The sequence below is a fragment of the Nostoc sp. GT001 genome, from assembly GCF_030382115.1.
Classification (GTDB): domain Bacteria; phylum Cyanobacteriota; class Cyanobacteriia; order Cyanobacteriales; family Nostocaceae; genus Nostoc.
In genome coordinates this window covers 5,359,589-5,379,529 of the sequence record NZ_JAUDRJ010000003.1, presented here as the reverse complement: position 1 = coordinate 5,379,529, position 19,941 = coordinate 5,359,589, and the positions used below count along the sequence as shown (strand labels likewise).

14 protein-coding genes are annotated in these 19,941 nt (G+C 41.9%); 7 read left to right on the top strand and 7 right to left on the bottom strand.

Annotated features, from left to right (window positions below):
* Positions 1-168: 168 nt before the first annotated feature.
* The 4 genes from QUD05_RS25655 to QUD05_RS25640 all read right to left on the bottom strand — a co-directional run bounded on the left by QUD05_RS25655 (position 169) and on the right by QUD05_RS25640 (position 4,840).
* Positions 169-795, bottom strand: a complete 627-nt coding sequence (locus QUD05_RS25655; protein ID WP_289798550.1) for a DUF4340 domain-containing protein — start codon at positions 793-795, stop codon at positions 169-171.
* A gap of 189 nt (positions 796-984) precedes the next feature.
* A complete protein-coding gene (locus tag QUD05_RS25650; protein WP_289798549.1) occupies positions 985-2,712 on the bottom strand; it encodes a GldG family protein in 1,728 nt (575 codons plus the stop codon).
* 310 nt (positions 2,713-3,022) lie between these two features.
* Positions 3,023-3,835: an ABC transporter permease gene (locus QUD05_RS25645; protein ID WP_289798548.1), complete on the bottom strand. Its 813-nt coding sequence runs from the start codon at positions 3,833-3,835 to the stop codon at positions 3,023-3,025.
* Entirely contained in the window at positions 3,836-4,840 is a 1,005-nt protein-coding gene (locus QUD05_RS25640) for an ABC transporter ATP-binding protein (RefSeq protein WP_289798547.1), read from the bottom strand.
* An 822-nt stretch (positions 4,841-5,662) separates the two neighbouring features.
* On the opposite strand from QUD05_RS25640, the gene QUD05_RS25635 reads away from it, so the two are divergent.
* From QUD05_RS25635 to QUD05_RS34520, 4 genes are all read left to right on the top strand, one after another.
* Entirely contained in the window at positions 5,663-6,079 is a 417-nt protein-coding gene (locus QUD05_RS25635; protein WP_289798546.1) for a response regulator, read from the top strand.
* Positions 6,000-7,832, top strand: a complete 1,833-nt coding sequence (locus tag QUD05_RS25630) for a putative bifunctional diguanylate cyclase/phosphodiesterase (RefSeq protein WP_289798545.1) — start codon at positions 6,000-6,002, stop codon at positions 7,830-7,832. Before QUD05_RS25635 ends, QUD05_RS25630 begins: the two co-directional genes overlap by 80 nt.
* Positions 7,833-8,134: 302 nt before the next feature.
* Positions 8,135-12,376, top strand: a complete 4,242-nt coding sequence (locus tag QUD05_RS25625; RefSeq protein ID WP_502911411.1) for a PAS domain S-box protein — start codon at positions 8,135-8,137, stop codon at positions 12,374-12,376.
* A 43-nt stretch (positions 12,377-12,419) separates the two neighbouring features.
* Positions 12,420-13,190, top strand: a complete 771-nt coding sequence (locus tag QUD05_RS34520; protein ID WP_502911440.1) for an ATP-binding response regulator — start codon at positions 12,420-12,422, stop codon at positions 13,188-13,190.
* Between the two features lie 237 nt (positions 13,191-13,427).
* Here the strand turns inward: QUD05_RS34520 and QUD05_RS25620 are convergent, their stop codons facing one another.
* A complete protein-coding gene (locus QUD05_RS25620; protein ID WP_289797088.1) occupies positions 13,428-14,822 on the bottom strand; it encodes an IS4 family transposase in 1,395 nt (464 codons plus the stop codon).
* Between the two features lie 351 nt (positions 14,823-15,173).
* Here QUD05_RS25620 and QUD05_RS25615 point away from each other — a divergent pair, with 351 nt between their 5' ends.
* Both QUD05_RS25615 and QUD05_RS25610 read left to right on the top strand, forming a co-directional pair.
* Positions 15,174-15,341: a hypothetical protein gene (locus tag QUD05_RS25615; RefSeq protein WP_289798544.1), complete on the top strand. Its 168-nt coding sequence runs from the start codon at positions 15,174-15,176 to the stop codon at positions 15,339-15,341.
* A 253-nt stretch (positions 15,342-15,594) separates the two neighbouring features.
* Entirely contained in the window at positions 15,595-16,077 is a 483-nt protein-coding gene (locus QUD05_RS25610; protein WP_289798543.1) for a cupin domain-containing protein, read from the top strand.
* Between the two features lie 21 nt (positions 16,078-16,098).
* Here QUD05_RS25610 and QUD05_RS25605 read toward each other — a convergent pair whose 3' ends face one another.
* A complete protein-coding gene (locus QUD05_RS25605) occupies positions 16,099-16,662 on the bottom strand; it encodes a GNAT family N-acetyltransferase (RefSeq protein WP_289798542.1) in 564 nt (187 codons plus the stop codon).
* 549 nt (positions 16,663-17,211) lie between these two features.
* On the opposite strand from QUD05_RS25605, the gene nirK reads away from it, so the two are divergent.
* Positions 17,212-18,690 (top strand): copper-containing nitrite reductase, encoded by a 1,479-nt coding sequence (nirK, locus tag QUD05_RS25600; RefSeq protein ID WP_289798541.1) that lies wholly within the window; start codon positions 17,212-17,214, stop codon positions 18,688-18,690.
* Positions 18,691-18,909: 219 nt separating this feature from the next.
* On the opposite strand, the gene QUD05_RS25595 is transcribed toward nirK, so the two are convergent.
* Complete coding sequence (locus tag QUD05_RS25595; protein ID WP_289798540.1) at positions 18,910-19,578, bottom strand: DUF1345 domain-containing protein; 669 nt, start codon at positions 19,576-19,578, stop codon at positions 18,910-18,912.
* Between the last annotated feature and the right edge of the window lie 363 nt (positions 19,579-19,941).

Sequence of the window (19,941 nt, the reverse complement as noted above, 5' to 3'; positions counted from 1 at the left end):
AGATGAGACTTCTTGGCATTTGTCGGGAAAGGGGGAAAGGTTTGTTATTTTCCCTTTCCCCTTTAACCTTTACCCTTTTCCCCTCTCTTGCAAAAAGCACTTTTGCAAGAGGTCTTATGTGCTAACCTATTGTGCGTTACCGAAACATACCACAGAAACCGTAATTGCTTATTTACTATTTGTCGGAGTTGGTAAAGGGGTGCTGAGTCCAGGTAGCTTCTGACTATTATCTACAGGTTGTTTCCACTCTGATAGTTCCCGATTCACGGCATTTGCAAAATCTGTAGATACTAACAGCACATTTATATTTCCATCGGGTTTCGTAGCAGGGTCAGCTTGAGCATACAAGAAACGTCCGTTAAAGTTGGATTTACCCAAAATCAACTGATGGCTTTGTTGGTTTTTTAGGGTGATATTAATAGTTGCTTGGGGTTGATCTAAGGCAAATTCTCCAAGTTCTTTTGCTGGAGTTGATAAAGTGCGATCGCTATTACCTTTGACTAACAAATCCATTAAATAAGAAACAATAGCGTCATTTGCTGGGCCCGATATTGGAGCTTTGATTAACCACTTGGGGTTACTAGAAGATTCAGGGTTGCGTTCCAGATTCAGGGTGATTTTGTTTGTCTTAACTGTTAAAGACTGCACATCATCTTCTGCAAAAGAGAAAATTTTCTGCTTTTGCTCCTTGATTTCTTCGCGCACAGTTGCACCCCGAATTTCATAGAAGTAAACAAAACAACCTAAACCCAGCGTTAACAATATCAAAATTAAAGTCGTTTTCGGCAATTTCATTTTTTAGTCATTTGTCACTTGTACTGAGTTTCGACTGCGCGGTAATCGAGCGAAGTCGAGATTCAACTACCGCGAAGTCGTTCGCGTAGCGTCTCGCAGAGAAGTATTTGTCATTTGTCATTCGTCATTGGGCATGGAAAAAACTCTTCTCCAGTCTCTACTTGTCACTCCTAACTCCTAACTCACTTCTTACCGTCGTTTCCACCAAATAATAACTGCGATCGCAAACCCAATTAAAGGTAAAACCAACAAAGACGACAATATTAAAAGATTGCTTTGGTTAGTAGTCAGGATTATTCGACGGTTTTTCGGTTCTTTGGGGCGAATGGAAAGGGGTTGCTGATCCTGTTGACTCAGCCAAGTAACTGAGTTGAGGAATACATCTCCATTTAGTTGCTGTTGAAACAAGCCATCAGTAGCGAAATTAGAATTTCCTAAAACCACTAACCGTGACTCGGCAGCTGTTTGAGATGAGGGAGTAGGGGAAGAAGCGGGGGTAGGGGAGGCAGGGGGAGTGGGGGAAGCCTTGCTTTGAGTGGTTGGTGATGGTAGTAATGCTTGCGGAGTCTTGGGAGAAGGGCTAGTCTTGCTTTGAGTGGTTGGTGATGGTAGAGGTGAAGGTGTGGGTGCAGGTTGGGGAGTGGAAGTAGATTTGGGTGTTGGTTTTCTTGTTAAGGCAACGCCCAAGGTTAGAGGCCCTTTCAGGTCTTTATCTGCATTAAACTCTAATTTTTCGCTTTGGAGATCGCTTTCTGCCCAACTGCTGGGGTAGGGTTTGGTTCGTAGCAGTGGAGTAGCCTCAACACCAGGCACAGATGTAATTTCCAGTGGTCGAGCAATTGGATAAAAAGAATTGCCGTTACTGAAATCTTTAGTAATCGGATGTTGTCCATATTCTGTGACTAAGGGTGCAGCAGGGCCAAGTCCCACAACACTTTCGCCAGAGACATCGACTGCTAAACGATTATCCAGACGAACACCCCACTCTTGTAGCAAGCTGTTAAGTTTGGGATCGGTATTCGGATCAATCATCAGCAGTAAATTACCGCCGCGATTAAGATATTCTTGCAAAGCTTTGACTTCACCCTCAAACAATCCTCGTTTGGGGCCAGCCACTATCACTACAGCCGCATCTTGAGGAACTCTGGAAGTTTCTCCTAAATTCAACGGTGATGTTGTAAAGTTTTTATCGCCTAATCCCTGAACTGCTTGTGATATTGCATCTTTACCAGGCGAAACTTGGCGTTCGCCATGACCTTGTAATAAGTAAACTTTAGCTGTGGTTGAATTTGTTAGTTGTTGCAGACGACTAGTTAATCTAATTTCTGACAATCGCTCATTTTGATTTACTGTTTGCACTAATTGCCGTTTATCGCCAGATTCTAGGTAAACTTCCCCGTAATCTTTGACGCCAAACTTTTCTGCAAGTCCTGGTCTAGCTTGGGGATCGATATACTCATATTTAAATTTTGAGCTTTGGCGTTGATAATTTTCTAGTAGTTCTCTGTCTTGGGGATTTTGGTTAATATCAAACACCCAAACTTTTACTGGCTGTGGTAAAACTCTTACTAATTCACGTGACTGGGGTGCAAGAGTAAATAATTGAGCCTCTGTTAAGTCTGCCCGCAAGTGATAGCGAGTCCCCAAAAAGTTAATCAATCCTAGAATTGCTAGTACTGCCAAAGTTGCCACTAGGGCATTAGTCCCAGCTTGGGTAGAACGACGGTTCCACCAGTTGGTTTGGTAGCTTTGCAATATTATGCCCAATCCACTGATGACAATTCCCGTAATTAGAAATGCTAATGGAATTAATCCCCATTGTTCAGAGACTAATCCAACTGTTAAGCCGACAGCAATTAGGAACGGGCCCAACCAAAACAGATATTTCCACAGTTTATTTTTTGCAACTATCTTCATATTATTAGACTGAAGTGAGGAGTTAGGAGTTAGGAGTTAGGAGTTTTAATAAAACACAATTCAGGATTCAGGAGGTCACTGAGCGAGTCGTACCCCTCCGGGGAAGCAAGCTACGCGCAGCCTCTCCGACAGGAGAAGTGAGCCATAATTCAGAATTAATTCAATTATGTATAACTGGCAGATAGCGCAGCGTCTCGTAGAGAGCATCTGAATAAACGAGTTGAAGTCTCTCACTTTCTTGTTCTGAATTCTATATTCTGGATTCTTCTTCAACTCCTCACTCCTAACTTTAAACTCATAACTTATATAACTATTGCCTTTGAAAACGCAGTGCATCAATTGATTGAGCTGTAAGAAAGATGCCCAAAAAAATGTAACTGGCAAATAAAATTAAAGCGCTAGTATCAAAAATGCCTTGGATTAATGTGTTGTAATGTTTCAGCAATGATAGATAACCTAAAGCTTCACCTACGGGACCAGGGACAATTTTAGCGATTAAATCAATCAATAACAATAATAAGATTACTGCAAAGGTAAGAACAGCAGACAAAATTGTGCTGTCTGTTAATGAAGAAATAAACATTCCTACAGATAAAATTGCCGCTGCTAGTAAGATTAATCCAAAATGACCCAGTAAGGGAATTGAGGTCGTCATTGGTGGATTTGAGCCGCTGATGGCGATCGCTTCCAACACTAGCATGGGTACAACCATTGTGATAAAAAATGTTATCACACCTAATAATTTACCTACAGCTACCGCCCAATTGGTGATTGGTGAGGTGGCTAAAAGTTCTAAAGTACCCCGCTTCCGTTCTTCGGCATAGAGTCCCATCGAGAGAATCGGCAGGATAAACAACAATAGCCATCCCATACGATCCAAAAATGCTCGGACAAATTCGTAGGGGACATCTATTGGTGGTACTGGTACTCCCAGCTGTTGCCCTTGTGCATCTATTGCCGCAACTCCTACCAAAATGCCGTCTGGCCCTAGCAAAATCATCACGAAGAATAACCCGGCGATTAACCAAAATATGCCTGCGATCGCATAAGCTAAGGGCGATACAAAATAACTCTGTAACTCTCGGCGATAAATGGCAATAATATTACTCAGCACTATACCCATTTACGCTGCCTCTCCTTCTTTGTCTGCTGCTAAGTCTACATCAGGATCGAAATTCTTTTCTTCTGTGGTCAGTTGCAAGAATACATCTTCTAAGGTGGCGTTAACCCGCCGCAGTTCATGTAAACCGAATCCTGCACGCACTAATGTTGTGGCAATATCGCGTCCTGGTTCTTTTCCTGGTTGCGAGATCACCCGCAGATAAGCGCGGTTTTCCTGGGGTTGATGACCTCCGGCTGTCGGAATTGATTCTATCAGACTCACACCCGCGACTTTTTGCAATACCTGTTTCGCTAGGGCAGCTTCTCCTTCTATTTCCAATTCATACCCTGAGCCACCTGTCAACTGAGTCATCAGGTTTTCTGGTGTATTAGTTGCCACAACTTTACCGCGGTTGATGATGGCGACGCGGCTACAAGTCATGCTTACTTCTGGCAGAATGTGCGTGGAAAGAATAATTGTGTGAGTACCAGCGAGGCTTTTAATTAAATTCCGCACTTCAATTATTTGTCGTGGATCTAGTCCAACGGTGGGTTCATCCAAAATGATCGCTGGGGGATCGTGAACGATCGCTTGAGCAATTCCGACACGTTGGCGGTATCCTTTAGAGAGTTTGCGAATAATCACTCGCCGCTTATCTTCTAAGTTGCAGCGTTCAATGGCGGCTGTCACCTTATTGGGGCGATCGCCTGCTGGAACTCCCTTAATTCGGGCGACAAAATGCAAAAATCCCTCCACCGTCATGTCTGGATATAACGGCGGTGTTTCGGGTAAATAACCAATGCGTTGGCGCACAGCCAGAGAATTTTCATGGACATCATAACCAGCAATCCGGGCATTTCCATTAGTTGCCGGTAAATAACCAGCCAGAATCCGCATGGTTGTGGTTTTTCCAGCGCCATTGAGGCCCAACAGCCCTAAAATCTCCCCAGGTTCGACGCTAAAGGTGACATCAGTAATTGCTGGGGTAGAGCCGTATATTTTACTCAGATGTTCAACTTCAATCATGCGTATAGTGGCGATCGCAAATTTATAGAATACCCAATAATCTTAGATCGCAATATTGAGTATGGGGGACTGACACAAAGATTAGCTGACAATGGGTAAAGTTCCTGAAAAACCTCTTTAGGCACTTCCAAATAAAAAACATCCCAAATTTTCTTGTGCGATGGGTGTCCTCACCCGTCTCATATTCAGGATGCCATTGGTATCAAATTAAGGCATCAGCCCCTAATAAACCATTCTTATACTCTGCATAGAAACGAGATAAACGAGAGAATAATGGGAAATCGAGCTTTTTTAGATTTGTGTGTATACCATAGCCAATCTGTACTAGGAGCAGTGTCGAGTTAATTAAGCAAATATCTTGAAAGGAACTATTTCTAATTTCTCTTTTGAGCGCAGATAAGGGCGAGATTAGCCAGCAACTTGAACGCCCGTTTACCAAAGAATTGGGTCTAAAGCCCCGTGCTTCTAGCACGGCTTTAAAGTGATGAGTAATGAGTAATGAGTAATGAGTAATGAGTAAGGAGTAATGAGTAAGGAGTAATGAGTAATGAGTAATGAGTGGATCAAAAATGAGTAATGAGTAATGAGTGGATCAAAAATGGGTATTTACTTATTACTTATTACTTATTACTTATTACTCCTTACTCCAGAATCCCCGCATCCTAGTGGTCGGGGAGGATTTCAATCACCAGCTTGCACATCGTTGGTGCATCTGTTAGCCATATTTATTAGCAGCTAATCGGTGTTGTTTGGGATGAGAATGTGGAGGATGAACTCAAATTTTGCCAAGGAGATTATGAGGTATGAGGTATGAATGAACCCTTGAACGTCCTAATGGTTGAAGATTCAGAAATCGATGCCATGTTAGTTATCCGTGAACTGCGTCGCGGTGGTTTCAATCCAATCTGGCAACGTGTCGAAACGGTAGAAGAGTTACATACAGCCCTCAATAGCCGTACCTGGGATCTAATAATTTCAGATTACCGATTGCCTGGATTCAATGCTCCTATGGCTCTGGAAATAGCAAAGCAGAGTCAAAAAGATATTCCTTTCATTCTCGTTTCTGGCACAATCGGCGAAGTATCTGCTGTGGAAATGATGAAAGCAGGTGCTCATGATTATGTAATGAAAGACAACTTAAGCCGATTGCTAGGTGGCGGTGCGTCGAGAACTTCGGGATGCTCAAGTGCGGGCAGAGCGCCAACAAGCCCAAAATCTGTTACAAACATTAGCATCTAATATACCGGGAATAATTTATAGCTTTGTACATCATTTTAATGGTTCTATTGTCTTTGAATACATCAGTTTTGGCTGCCTGGATCTTCTAGAATTAACACCCGAACAAATTTTATCAGATGCCTCTGTGTGCTTTGCACAAATCCATATTGATGACCGTGCTGGATGTTATACAGCTGCCAAACGAAGCGCTCAAACTTTAAAACCATTCTTTTATGAATGGCGATTAATTACACCCTCTGGCAAACTGAAGTGGGTACAGGCAAATGCGCGTTCGGAGTGTCGAGAAAACGGGGATATTGTTTGGCATGGGGTTTTATTAGATGTGAGCGATCGCAAACAAGCACAAGAACTAATTATCCACAATGCCTTACACGATCCATTGACAGATTTACCGAATCGGACGCTTTTGATAGAACGGCTAGAATTATCAATTAACCGAACCAAACGAATAGAAACCTATCGTTACGCCGTCTTATTTCTCGATCTAGATCGGTTCAAAGTGATCAATGATAGCTTAGGACATTTAGCTGGAGATCAACTACTTAAAAGCATTGCTCAGAAGCTAAAAACTCATCTGCGAGAGATTGATTTAGTCGCTCGAATTGGTGGTGACGAATTCGTAATTCTCCTGGAAGGTATTTCTGGTATTGAAAAAGCTATTCAAATTACTGAGCGGATTCTAAAAGATTTTCAAACACCATTGATCCTGAATGATTCGGAAGTGGTTATCAGTACAAGCATCGGTATTGTCTTAGGAACAAAGAACTATACTCGCGCCTCCGATTTACTCCGAGATGCCGATATTGCTATGTATAAAGCCAAAACTCAAGATAGAAGTTCCTACAAAATTTTTGATATAGAAATGCACACTCAAGCCGTAAATCGACTCACTCTAGAAACGGATATCCGTAAAGCTCTCGAACGAGAAGAGTTTGTTATATACTATCAGCCGATTGTTGACATACTTGGCGATGCCTACGGCGGGCAAAGCCAAGACGTTAGTAGAGAATTGCAGTTACAAGCAGTTCGGCTGATTGGATTTGAGGCATTAGTGCGCTGGCAACACCCAACTCGCGGGTTGATTTTGCCGGAGAAATTTGTTCCTGTTGCCGAAGAAACAGGGCTAATTGTGCAAATCGATCGCTGGATGTTCTACAAAGCCTGTCAACAACTGGCAAACTGGAAAACCAAGTTTGCTAGTCACTTTCCACTCAAGATGAGTATTAATCTCTCTGCTCAAGATATTCGCCAAGCCAGCTTAATTGATGGCATCGATCAAACACTATCCCAAATGGGTTTAGAAGGCGATTCTATAGCGCTAGAAATTACCGAGAGTATGTTAATTGACAATATCAGTCAGACAATTGATTTATTAACCCAATTAAAGGACAGAAAAATTCAAATCAGCATTGATGACTTTGGTAGCGGTTATTCATCGCTTAATTATCTTCATCGTTTACCTGCTGATAATTTGAAGATCGATCGCTCCTTTGTAAGTCAGATGCAGGAAGGGAATCGTAATTATCAGGTCGTTAGTACTATTATTGCTTTGAGCAATCAACTCGGATTAGCCGTGATTGCCGAAGGTATTGAAACACCACAACAACTTCAATGGTTACAGGAACTTGGGTGCGAATTTGGTCAAGGTTATGTGTTCTCTAAACCTCTAAGATATGAGACAGCAGAAGTACTTCTAGCAAGTCAAACTACGTATTTGTCCTCTGGTGAATACGGCAACAGAGACGCTAATTAAAGCAGCCAATATTTTATATTTATCTCTATCCTGAGCCAGATAATAATATAATATAATTTTTATTATGAATTAGTTTTGTGTTTTTATCTAGTATTTTAGATTAACACAACAGTGCCATTTCTCTTGATGGATCGAGCTAAATTTTTTCTTTACATATCAGATAGCTAATCAATAAACCTCTAGCAAAAGAGGTTTTTATAACTTGGCAAAAATCTATCTGAAGACAAGTTACTAAAATTTACAAACTAGCTTAAGGTATATACAGCCCTTGCAATGAGTATTGGTTTTTCCAAGAACTTTTCATGCCCCATATTCATTATTCTCAGTTATTGCGTTATGGCATTGTTGTATTAATTGTCGCACTTGCACTAGTGCTAATGTTGATGCTAGACCCCTGGATAAGCATGAATGGAACTCCTTTCTTGCTGTTTTTTAGCGCTGTAATGTTGAGTGCTTGGTATGGTGGTTTGAAGTCAGGGTTGTTAGCAACTTTTTTGTCTGCTTTACTGAGCAATTACTTCTTTCTCCCCCCAGCTTATGAGCTGAGTTTTGACTTATCTAATTCTGTACGAATTGGATTGTTTGCATTACAAGGATTGCTCTTTAGTATTTTATGTGAGGCATTAAAGACTGCTAAAAGACGAGCTGATAGAAATCTGCAACAGCTGAGAGTTAGTGAAGAAAGATTTCGATTAGCGTTAAGTAGTTCAGATATCGTGGTATTTCAGCAGGATCGTGATTTGCGATATCAGTGGATTCATAATCCTCAAGGTCTAGAAGCTGCTGAGGAAATGCTAGGTAAATCTGATGATGAATTCTTTCCAGCCTCAGTAGCAGAGCAATTGCAGGCAATTAAGCTAAAGGTAATAGAGACTGGTGTTGCAACCCGTCAAGAAGTTTATCTGACAACATCAGGAGAAGACTGTTTTTATGATTTGCTAGTTGAACCACTAAGGGATGCAGACAATAGCATTTTAGGTATCACCTGTGCAGGTGTGAATATTACTGAGCGCAAGCAGGCAGAACTAGAAAAAGCCAGGTTGCACCAGGAACTTCAGCAAGCCATTGGGCAAAAAGACGAATCTCTGGCTTTACTGAATGCTTGGCTTACTACTTCACCAGTGGCGCTGGCTTTTCTTGATACCGAGCTGCGCTACGTTCATGTTAATGAAGCGCTAGCTGCCATTAACGGTGTACCGCAAACTCAACATATTGGTCGCACCTTTAGGGAGGTACTACCAGAATGGGCGGCGCAAATTGAGCCTGTTTTTGAGCAAGTAATGGAAACGAGGCAGCCGTTACTCAACCAAGAAGTGAGCGGTGAAACCTATCCACCTGGGGTATATCGTTATGGTCTTGTCAGCTATTATCCGGTATGTTTGCCGAATGGGCAGTTGTTGGGAGTGGGCATTAGTTCAATTGATATTACTCAACTGAAACAAACTGAGCAAGCATTACGGGAAAGCGAAGCAAAGTTTCGTAGTGTAGTTGAGTCAAACATGATTGGTATTGGCTTCTGGAGTCAGGACGGGGAGATTACAGAAGCGAACGATGCCTTGCTGAATATGGTGGGTTATACCCGTGAAGAATTACTTGCCGGAACACTTCGCTGGCAAGACCTAACTCCTACAGAGTATGTGCCACTCGATAAGGAAGCAATAACTCAATTTCAAGACAACCCTTTTTGCACCCCCTTTGAAAAAGAATATATTCGTAAAGACGGCTCACGCTTCCCGATTTTGATTGGTGGTAGCCATTTTGAAGGGACTGTAGATCGAGGAGCTTTTTTTGTTCTCGATATTACAGAGCGCAAGCAGGCTGAGGAAAGACTACGCTATATTGCCCAAATTAGTAGTTTACTCTCTACTTCGCTAGATTATGAACAAACTTTAGAACAGATCGCTAAAATCTCAGTTCCCCAACTAGCTGATTGGTGTAGCGTCGATATTTTAAATGAAGATGGTTCCATTCGTCGCCTACCCATTGCCCATGCAGACCCATCGAAAGCAGAGTTGGCGCATAAACTTCAAGAGTATGTGACAGATTACAAGGGTGCAAGTGCAATTACTAGAGTACTGCAAACCGGGCAAAGCGAATTGCTCTCAGAGGTATCTGATTCGCTATTAGTGGCGACTACTCAGAATCAGGAACACTTAGAACTTGTTCGGCAATTGGGGATGAAGTCTGTAATGATTGTGCCGTTAATCGCAAAAGGGCGAGTACTCGGCACTATCAGCTTTGTCACCACAGAATCAAACCGTCGCTACGATCGCACTGACCTAACTTTAGCAACAGAGATTACCCATCGGGCTGCTTTAGCAGTGGAAAATGCCCAACTTTATCGAGACATCCAGCAAGCTTTAATCCATTATGCCGAATCTCTATCTCTTCTCGATGCCCTGCTAGGAGCGGCTCCTGTTGCCGTATGCTTTTTGGATCGGGAACTGCAATATATCCGCATTAATCAAGTTTTCGCTGACATTAACGGTTTAACTATAGAAGAACATCTAGGACGCAAATTTAGGGAAGTTTTGCCAGCGATGGCGGCTGAGTTAGAGCCACAGTTACAGCGCGTGTTAGATACTGGAGAACCCCTGCTGAATATGGAAATCAGTGGTGAGACAAGAGGACAACTAGGACGTTATGGTTACTGGCTCGGCAACTATTACCCAGTTGATAACGCAATGGGTGAAACGGTAGGAATTGGCATTATTTTGGCAGATGTGACAGCAGCAAAGCAAACAGAAGTTGCTTTGCGAGAAAGCGAAGAAAGGTTTCGGGCAATGTTCAATCAGGCAGCTGTGGGTATTACCCTAGTAGGGTTGGATGGACAATTTCTACAAATTAATCCTGCTCTGTGTGAAATTACTGGGTATAGCCATGAAGAGTTAATTCAAATGAACTTTCAGGAAATTACCCACCCTGATGACTTAGAAGTTGATTTGGAAAATGCTCGGCGAGTTGTAGCAAAAGAAATTAGTGGTTATTCCTTAGAAAAGCGCTACATCCGCAAAGATGGTTCCATTGTGTGGGTAAATCTAACTTCATCAGCAGTTTGGGATGCGAAGGGACAACCAATGTATGCATTAGGCATTATTGAAGATATTAGTCATCGCAGACGAGTTGAAGCCACACAAAACTTTTTAGTCGAAGCCAGCACCTTATTAGCTGCCTCATTAGATTATGAAATCACCTTGGAAAGTGTGGCTAATCTAGCAGTCCCAACTTTAGCCGATTTGTGCATTGTAGATGTCTTTGAGGAAGATTGGTCAAGTAAACAAATTGCGTTGTTTACCGCCGCAGGCATCGCAATTGCCGATCCCACGAAATTAAATATTTTAGACGAAATCCGACGGCGTTATCGACCCAAAACCAAAGCCAAACAGCTTGTACGGCAGCTAAGACTAGGAATATCTATCTTTTATCCCGAATTATCTGACTATAATCTTGTAGAGATGTCTGAAGACAACGAACATCTGCAATTGCTGCAAAGTCTGGGTATTCGTTCTCTGATGGTGATTCCAGTTCGTTCTCGCGGGCAATTATTTGGAGCCATCTCTTTTTTTACCGCCGAATCTGGTCGGTACTATCAACAAACAGACTTGGCTTTAGCAGAAGATATTGCTCGGCGGGCAGCGACAGCCATCGACAACGCCAGACTTTACCAGGAAACTGAACGGTCTGTCAATCGCACAGTACTTTTACAAAAAATAACTGCTGCCTTCTCAGAAGCCTTAACTCCCCAACAAGTGGCTGATGTGGTGGTGAACCAAGGCATTGCTGCCTTGGAAGCTACTGGTGGTTCCGTTGTCTTACTTACTGAAGGAAACACTACCCTAAATGTTGTGCAAGCAATTGGCTATCCGCAAACGCTCATAAATACTTCGACAAGTTTTCCGATCACAGCATCTAACCAAATAGCAGAAACAGTCAGAACTGGACAGCCGATTTTTTTAGAAAATTTAGCAGCCATGATTGCTAGATATCCCAACTTAGCAGATGTTGTGACTGTTATGGCAAATAATGCTTGGGCTTCCATTCCCTTGATAGTAGAGGGTAAAGTAATTGGGGCTTTGGGATTAAGCTTTACTCCTCTTCAAATATTTAATGAAGAAGACCGGGGATTTATGTTGACACTGGGACAGCAGTGTGCCCAAGCGATCGCCCGCGCTCAACTTTACGAAGCCGAAAAGACAGCTAGGGCACAAGCCGAGACAGCCAACCGGATTAAAGATGAATTTCTCGCTGTCCTTTCCCATGAACTCCGAACTCCCTTGAATCCGATTTTAGGGTGGGCAAAGTTGCTCAGAACCCGCAAGTTCGATGAAGCTACTAAAATCCGGGCTTTGGAAACCATCGAGCGGAATGCCAAGTTACAAACCCAATTGATTGGAGATTTACTTGATGTTTCGCGGATTTTGCAAGGTAAGGTTAGGTTAAATCTCCATGCAGTGGATTTGAAAATAGCGATCGCGAGCTGCACTAGAAACAGTACGTTTAGCAGCAGAAGCCAAATCGATTCAAATTCAAACGGTATTAAGTAATGATATCGGCAAAGTTCTTGGCGATGGCGATCGCTTGCAACAAGTGATGTGGAATCTCCTCTCCAATGCCGTCAAATTCACACCTACAGATGGGCTTGTAGAAGTGCGTCTACAGCAAGTTGGTTTAGATGCCCAAATCCAGGTAATTGATACAGGTAAAGGAATTAACCCAGAATTTTTGCCCTATGTCTTTGATTACTTCCGGCAAGCAGATGCTAAGACAACCAGAGTTTTTGGTGGATTAGGATTGGGACTGGCAATTGTGCGTCATCTGGTAGAACTTCACGGTGGCACAGTTCAGGCAGAGAGTCTGGGAGAAGGACAAGGAGCTACATTCACAGTCAAACTGCCTCTGCTCAAAAATTCTGAGTTGCGAGTTAGCAGTAGTGAGACTTCTCAAGCAGAACTCGATACTGAGGAGACATTACTGGCTGGAGTACAAATACTGCTTGTGGACGATCAAGCCGATGTGCGAGAATTTTTTAGCTTTGCGCTGGAGCAATATGGCGCGACAGTAACGGCAGTTGAATCAGGAGATGAAGCACTGCAAACATTAGTGCAATCCCAGCCAGATATCCTCTTAAGCGATATTGGAATGCCCTTCATGGATGGCTATATGTTGCTACGCGAGGTGAGAAAATTACCGCCAGAGCAAGGCGGAGAAATACCTGCGATCGCTTTAACTGCTTATGCAGGAGAAATTAATTACAACCAAGCAATGGCAGCAGGATTTCAAAAACATCTACCTAAACCCGTCGATCCTGTGGATTTAGCCGCTGCGATCGTTAGTCTCATTGGCAACACTTCATCTTAAGAGGATGTTTGAAAAGTCCTCTTGTCGGTATCAAAAATTTTAGATCCCCCTAAATCCCCCGATCAATTGGGGGACTTTGATTCCGGTTCCCCCTTTTTTAAGGGGGGTTAGGGGGGATCTAAAGTGCCTAAAGTCACAGCGAAACACTTTTCAAACAACCTCTAAGAATGAAGAAGGGGAAAGGGGAAAGGGGAAAGGCAACCCCACACTTAAAAGCCTTGTCATTACCAACATCTTTTAAACTGACTGGGTGATAAAATCAGCAGCCCAACACATATCCTGTAATCGCAACCAGCCTCGCCATAAGGTCTGCCAACCAGGTAGACCATCGGATTTGCGGCCAAGAAAACCACCCAAACGAGCGATCGCTAAAAAGAATTCACCCAAAGTCAACTCACAATTTGTCAACCCAAGACGAGCAACTAAGACTTTTAACATAATTGTAGGTATGTACTCGTGTGCCTTCAGTTGGGAATTGCTGCGACTAAGTTGGCGTAACTGTAATAATCTGACTGAAACTATAGCAAAAAAGCCAAGTAACCTTACCAGTGATGAAGCTGACTCCAATTGACGTTTTTCTACAGCACAACCAGTTTTGAGACACTTATGATACTCTTCAATTAACCAACGTGTAGCATACCAATCTAGTTGCATGAGGGCATCCTCACGAGCATTTACAGCAACAGTGGTAAATAGAATCCATTCTAAATCTCCTTCTGGTTCCCAACAACGAATACACCAACCATCTATTGGCTGTTGTTTTCTTTCACAGCCAATTGCTGGGGGTTGAATTGTCAATTGAGACCAAGCTACTTGTAAGTTAACTTGACGTTTGGGTTCTCCGTTGCGCCCACGCAAAACAACAGTTTTCTCCGCCATTGGTTGTAAAGAACGAGCAAATGCCTTGAGATACCCTTTGGTGGCATCAGGTTTAGTAATCACTCGGTTTTGAGTGACTCGTACTAAGCAGTGCCAGTACAAAGCTTTGGCTCGTCGAAGGTAAGAAAAAATATCACTCCCCCTGTCTCCGACACTTACCCAAATTGACCCAGTTTGTGGTGTTGGTGCAGTGCCGATGGATTCCACCATCTCTGCCCAAATTTCCCCTTCACCATCTGTTCTCAATAGTTCTGGTAGCGCTTCCACCAACGTGTTGTCATTGTCCTTTTTTTGACTACGCAGCCAAGGTATTTGTCCTGCCAATCCCAAAATTTGTGGATTCAAAGGTAACGGTACTACTGCTAAACACGTGTGTAGCATCATTCCTCTACCTTTGCCATCTCCAATATGCCCTAATCCCTTAACTTGCCGATGATGAGTATAATCTAGTTCTGTTGTGTCTTGGATGAATAAAACAACATTGGATTTTATTTCAGTTGCGCTTTGTTTCGTCTCCGTGATGTGAGGTTGAATTAATGCCTTATGAGTTACATCGTCTTCCGCAAATAATCGGTACGCAGCACGAATTTCATTCCAGCCTTGCATCATATCTGGTAAACTCCCTTGCGGGTTGGCAGCTATGGCTGCACCGATAGCGATCGCTCTTTGCGTACGACGAGTATCCCCTAATTCGGCATCTCCCCATTGCTCAACTGCCCAAGCATTGAGGTCTGTGAAATTTTTCAACTTCATACTCTGACTCTATTACATCCCTACCTCACTTTAAAAGATGTTGGTAATGACAAGCACTTAAAAGCAGGGGTTTCAACTCTCTGCGAGACGCCAAGGGCAACGCACTACGTGTCTCCAAAATCTTCTTTTTTTGTTCGACCTATTTAAAAACAGGGGCTTTGTAACTTGTGAGGAAAAGTTCTTTATTCCTGTCCTTTCCCCCTTTTCCCCTTCTTAGTAAATCAACTCTTAAATTTTTCTTCTTTCCTTTAGAAATTTAATATGTATTTTTTCTTTTTCTTCAGAAATTTGCCATTTGCAACTTGATGTTATAAATTGGTGCTCAGATTTGAATCAGAGATTTATTTAACAATGAAAACCCAACAGTTCAGTTCAACCACCCTAGAAAATAGACCTACCAAGACCAAAAAACAGTCTTTTCCTGGTAGGAGTATTGGTACTCCTAAAGTACCATTTCATAAATACCATAAAATAGTACAACAACATGAATTACTTAGTGACTGGGAACACGCGAGTTAAGTTAGGAACGTACTATAGCTAGCTACATCTCGGTATCCAGTCAGACATTAACTAATACCAATTCTCTATGAAGTTGCACTTAATAACGAGATGATGATATAATCCCATCCACAAATAGAAGCGTAGTTTACCGCCGTAGGCATCGCTTGTACTGAGATGGAACCCTTGAACCTGTTTTAACTTCCGTCTTAATTCATCTTTAGTCCCCTCCTTTATTCACCATCAAATTTTCTTAGCACCTTGGTATCAAGAAATGGAAAAGTATTTAGTCACCAAAGAAGAGATTGAGTCTTATGAAGGACTAGAAAAAACACATTTTCTTAACTCCAATGCTCGCAGACTGAATAAGTCTTTAGGGGATTTGACAGGGTTAAAAAATATCGGTTTCCACATCATTGAAGTAGAGCCTGGACGTGAATCAACGGAGCTTCATATGCACTATCACGAAGAAGAGTGCGTATACGTTATTGAGGGAGAAGCTGAGGCAACAATTGGAGAAAGCGTTTATCCAGTTAAAGCAGGAGATTTTATTGGATATCGCGCTGGTGGTAAGCCGCACAACCTGAAAAACACAGGCAATTCTATATTCAAATGTATAGTAGTTGGTCAAAGGCTAGACCATGATATTGGTGATTATCCAAATTTGCAGAAGCGCATATATAGGAGCAAGGGTTTAAAGTGGAATCTGGTCGATATGGAAAATATAGCCGAACCAGTAGCAGGTAAGAAGGCATAATAGGTAGAATGCATTTCCTCATCATTTCTTTGGCTCTATTGCCATGAGCCAACAATCTCCATATTCTCCTTCATGCAGTTCATTTGCTGGCAATAGTTTTACTTTCACAAAACCACATTTTTCATAGCAGCGAATAGCACGATAATTATCAACCTGCGGATCTATGACAATTTTATGAGCTTGACACTGTTCAAAAAGATAGTCGATAACTACTGACAGAATTTTTGTACCAATTCCCTTGTTCCAATAGTCGGTTTCGCCAATGAACAAGTCAATCGCATAAACACGCTCAGTTTGGTCGAGATGATACAATTGTCTATCAGTTTCCGATAAGTCATTGAGCGTACAATACTGCAAATAACCAATGGGAATATTTTGATAGTAGAGGAGGCACGGAATAACTGGCTCATCTCCTCTAACCATCGGTTTGTATGTTTCTATAATTCTTTCTAAGGGAAAAGGATTATCTCTTCCCTCATAAAATTCTAAAACTTTTGCATTAGTTAACCATTTTGCCATCAACTCATAATCATACATTTCATCTTGCATGAGACGAATCGATATTTCGCCTTTTTGAATCAGCATATCTTGTCTAAGTAGGTAGTGGGAAATTTTTACAACTATGTATTACTGTCTTTAAATAATTTCTTACTAAATCTAACTTGTTAAGAACCAAGCATAATTTAAGACTAATTGATTTAAATGATGTCCAAATAATCCTATTAAATGATTTATCTGGCATTGATTCATAAACAAGTTAAGTGGTAAGTTATGCACGAGTTTTACTTAATCATCTTATTCTTTCTGTCTGTGATATTTTCTCTGGAACTTATACTCAGATGTCAAGACTTGTCACCGATCAAGTACCTGGAAGAAAGTTGACCAAATCGCTAGTTAATCATTAACTCCAGTCATTCAGGGGTGCTAAGAGAGCCTTAAAGCTTTATTTTTAATAGTTTTCGCCATATTGACGGACTTAATAAGTGAGTAATAATTCAGTGATTTTGTCAAATATATATTTCACTTTCTGTGAAGTTCAATATAGCTGAAAACTTCGATACTTAGGACAACGTTGGTGAAAAACTGGACTTCTGATGAAAATCCGCTGAGTTTAGTATGTAAGGTATCTCTTGTATGAACTTCTTAAGACAACGGCGATGGCTAATCACTGCGATCGCCGTCTTATTTCTAATGTTGTTAGGATTCTGCTTCAGTCTATTTCCTTTCCTGAAACTGCCTGCCACAGTTCCAGTAGCGTCAAACCCCGTGAGTTCATTAGCACAGAACCCACAACAACAAACTAAAAACGACTCTTACAATCATCCTGATGTTGCCTTCACTCTTCGCACCGCTATTGGTGAAGGCAAGCTTATCTTTACTGGACAGGGTAGTAAGATTGATGGTCAAGTTAATCCCAATCTAACGGTAAGTGTTGGGGATGTGGTGCAGATTACGTTGATTGATGGTGATGGTGATGGTGCCGAACACGACATCATTATCCCAGACTTTAAGGTTCAGTCGGGTAGAGTTAAGCGTCAGGGAGCGGCTTCGATTGTTACATTCCAAGCGGACAAAGAAGGGACGTTTACCTACTTGTGTTCAATTCCTGGTCACAAAGAAGCGGGCATGATCGGTCAGCTTATTGTGAAGAATCAGAATGCGGCTCAAGTCTTTACAGAAACGAAAGCCGCCAATATTATTCAGTCACCCACTGCTATTCCTCAACCCATTGGCAAACGCAATCCGCAATTGGTGCGTGTCAGCCTAGAAACTACCGAAGTAGAGGGTCAACTTGCAGATGGTACAACCTATAGCTACTGGACATATAACGGTAAAGTTCCTGGACCCTTTGTACGAGTCCGAATAGGCGATACTGTAGAACTGCGAATGAAGAACAATCCTAAAAGCCGCAATCTTCACTCAATTGACCTCCATGCGGTCACAGGTCAAGGTGGTGGTGCTGCACTCACACAAACTTCACCGGGCGATGAAAAGGTCTTTACCTTTAAACCCCTAAATCCAGGTCTATTTGTTTACCACTGTGCAACGCCGATAGTGGCACAGCACATCTCTCATGGGATGTATGGTTTGATTTTGGTAGAACCTGAAGGTGGATTATCGAAGGTCGATCGCGAGTTCTATGTCATGCAAGGCGAACTCTACACCGTACAACCTACTGGTTATCATGGAAACCAAGAATTTAGTGTTGATAAACTTCTCAAAGAACAACCTGAATACTTTGTGTTCAACGGTGCATCGAAAGCACTAGTAGAGAAATCTTCTCTTCATGCCAAAGTCGGTGAAAAGGTTCGTATCTTCTTTGGAGTTGGAGGCCCGAACTACACCTCAGCATTCCATGTGATTGGTGAAGTCTTCGATCGCGTGTATCCCGAAGCATCCCTCACCTCTACCCCACTGACGAATTTGCAAACGACGAGTGTACCTCCGGGTGGCGCAACAATGGTGGAATTCAAAGTAGAAGTACCTGGACGCTTCATGCTGGTTGACCACGCACTCTCTCGTCTGGAAAAAGGTTTAGTAGGTCACTTGATCGTTGATGGTGAACCTCAACCCAACATCTACCGTCCTGGAACAGCCAATACTGGCACTTAAACAAAAATCAAATGCCCGAAACTTATTCTGCACAAGAATTAACAGATTAGCGAACGCAGAGATTCTGAGAAATGCGGGTTCAGAGCGATCGCTCTGAACCCGCATTTCTCACAAAGACGCATTATACGTATTTACTTATCTTTACATAGTTTGGTTTTTTCACCTCATTCTCTAAGTAGAGAACTAAATAATCATACTTTTGGCTGAGTCAAACAATTTTTAAATCAGCGATGCAATGATATTAATACTCATAGCTAAAATGGTAGTATTGAAAAAGAAAGATAAGATGCCATGTAACAGAGTCAAGCGTCTCATATCGGGTGATGTTGTCTGCACATCTGAAACTTGACTAGTCATGCCGACTACAAATGAATAATATAAAAATTCCCAGTAGTCTGGATAGTCATTATGAGGAAAATCTAAACCTCCGATGATTTCTTCACTATGATTACGATTAATATGTTTGTAATAGCTGTGTGCATATTGCACTGCAAACATCGTATGCACTAGTAACCAGGAACCGACAATGGTCATGATTGAAAGTATGACATGTAGGGTAAGCAGAATTGTTGACAACCCTTTTTTATCAGTTAGTAAAAACCCAATAGCTAAAACACTGGCACAAGCCGCAGCAATCACCAGCATAAATATAGCTAAATGTCCTTCATATTCACTCTCAGCATAACGGCGAATTTTTTGTGGGTTAGCCTTGGTCATTTTCCACCAAGTTATCGCTAAGAAAAAGTCAATACCGAAGTTCCAAGCGCAGAGAATGCGAGTAGGTAAGTGTAGAGAATGCGGCAGGATTACTAAAACTAATACAGCGAGTCCGATAGCAATGATTAATCGGGGTCGAGAGTCAAAGTTTTTAAATAAATTAAGTTTCACAAATATTGCGATCGCAGAGTTTAACTAATTGGTAATTCATAATTTTCGGTGAAATACCACACCACATTTCACAATTGTCATTCCAGATTTTACTGTGGTCTGAATCCACATAAGTAGATGGACAAAAATATTTACAACCATTGCAAACCAAGTGAAGCAATCCAATACTCTGCGAATGTCTCACTCGTAATAACATTGTGGGGGTTGCATATTTGCGGGATAATTTTACTATTTTTGTGGGATGGGCAACATGAGCGTCCCTTGTATTTCCGGGCGGGCAGGATGCCCACCTTACAAGAATCATCCCTTAATTCAGCAACGCCACATTGTGTAATTAATTTTGTCCAACTACTTACTTATCCC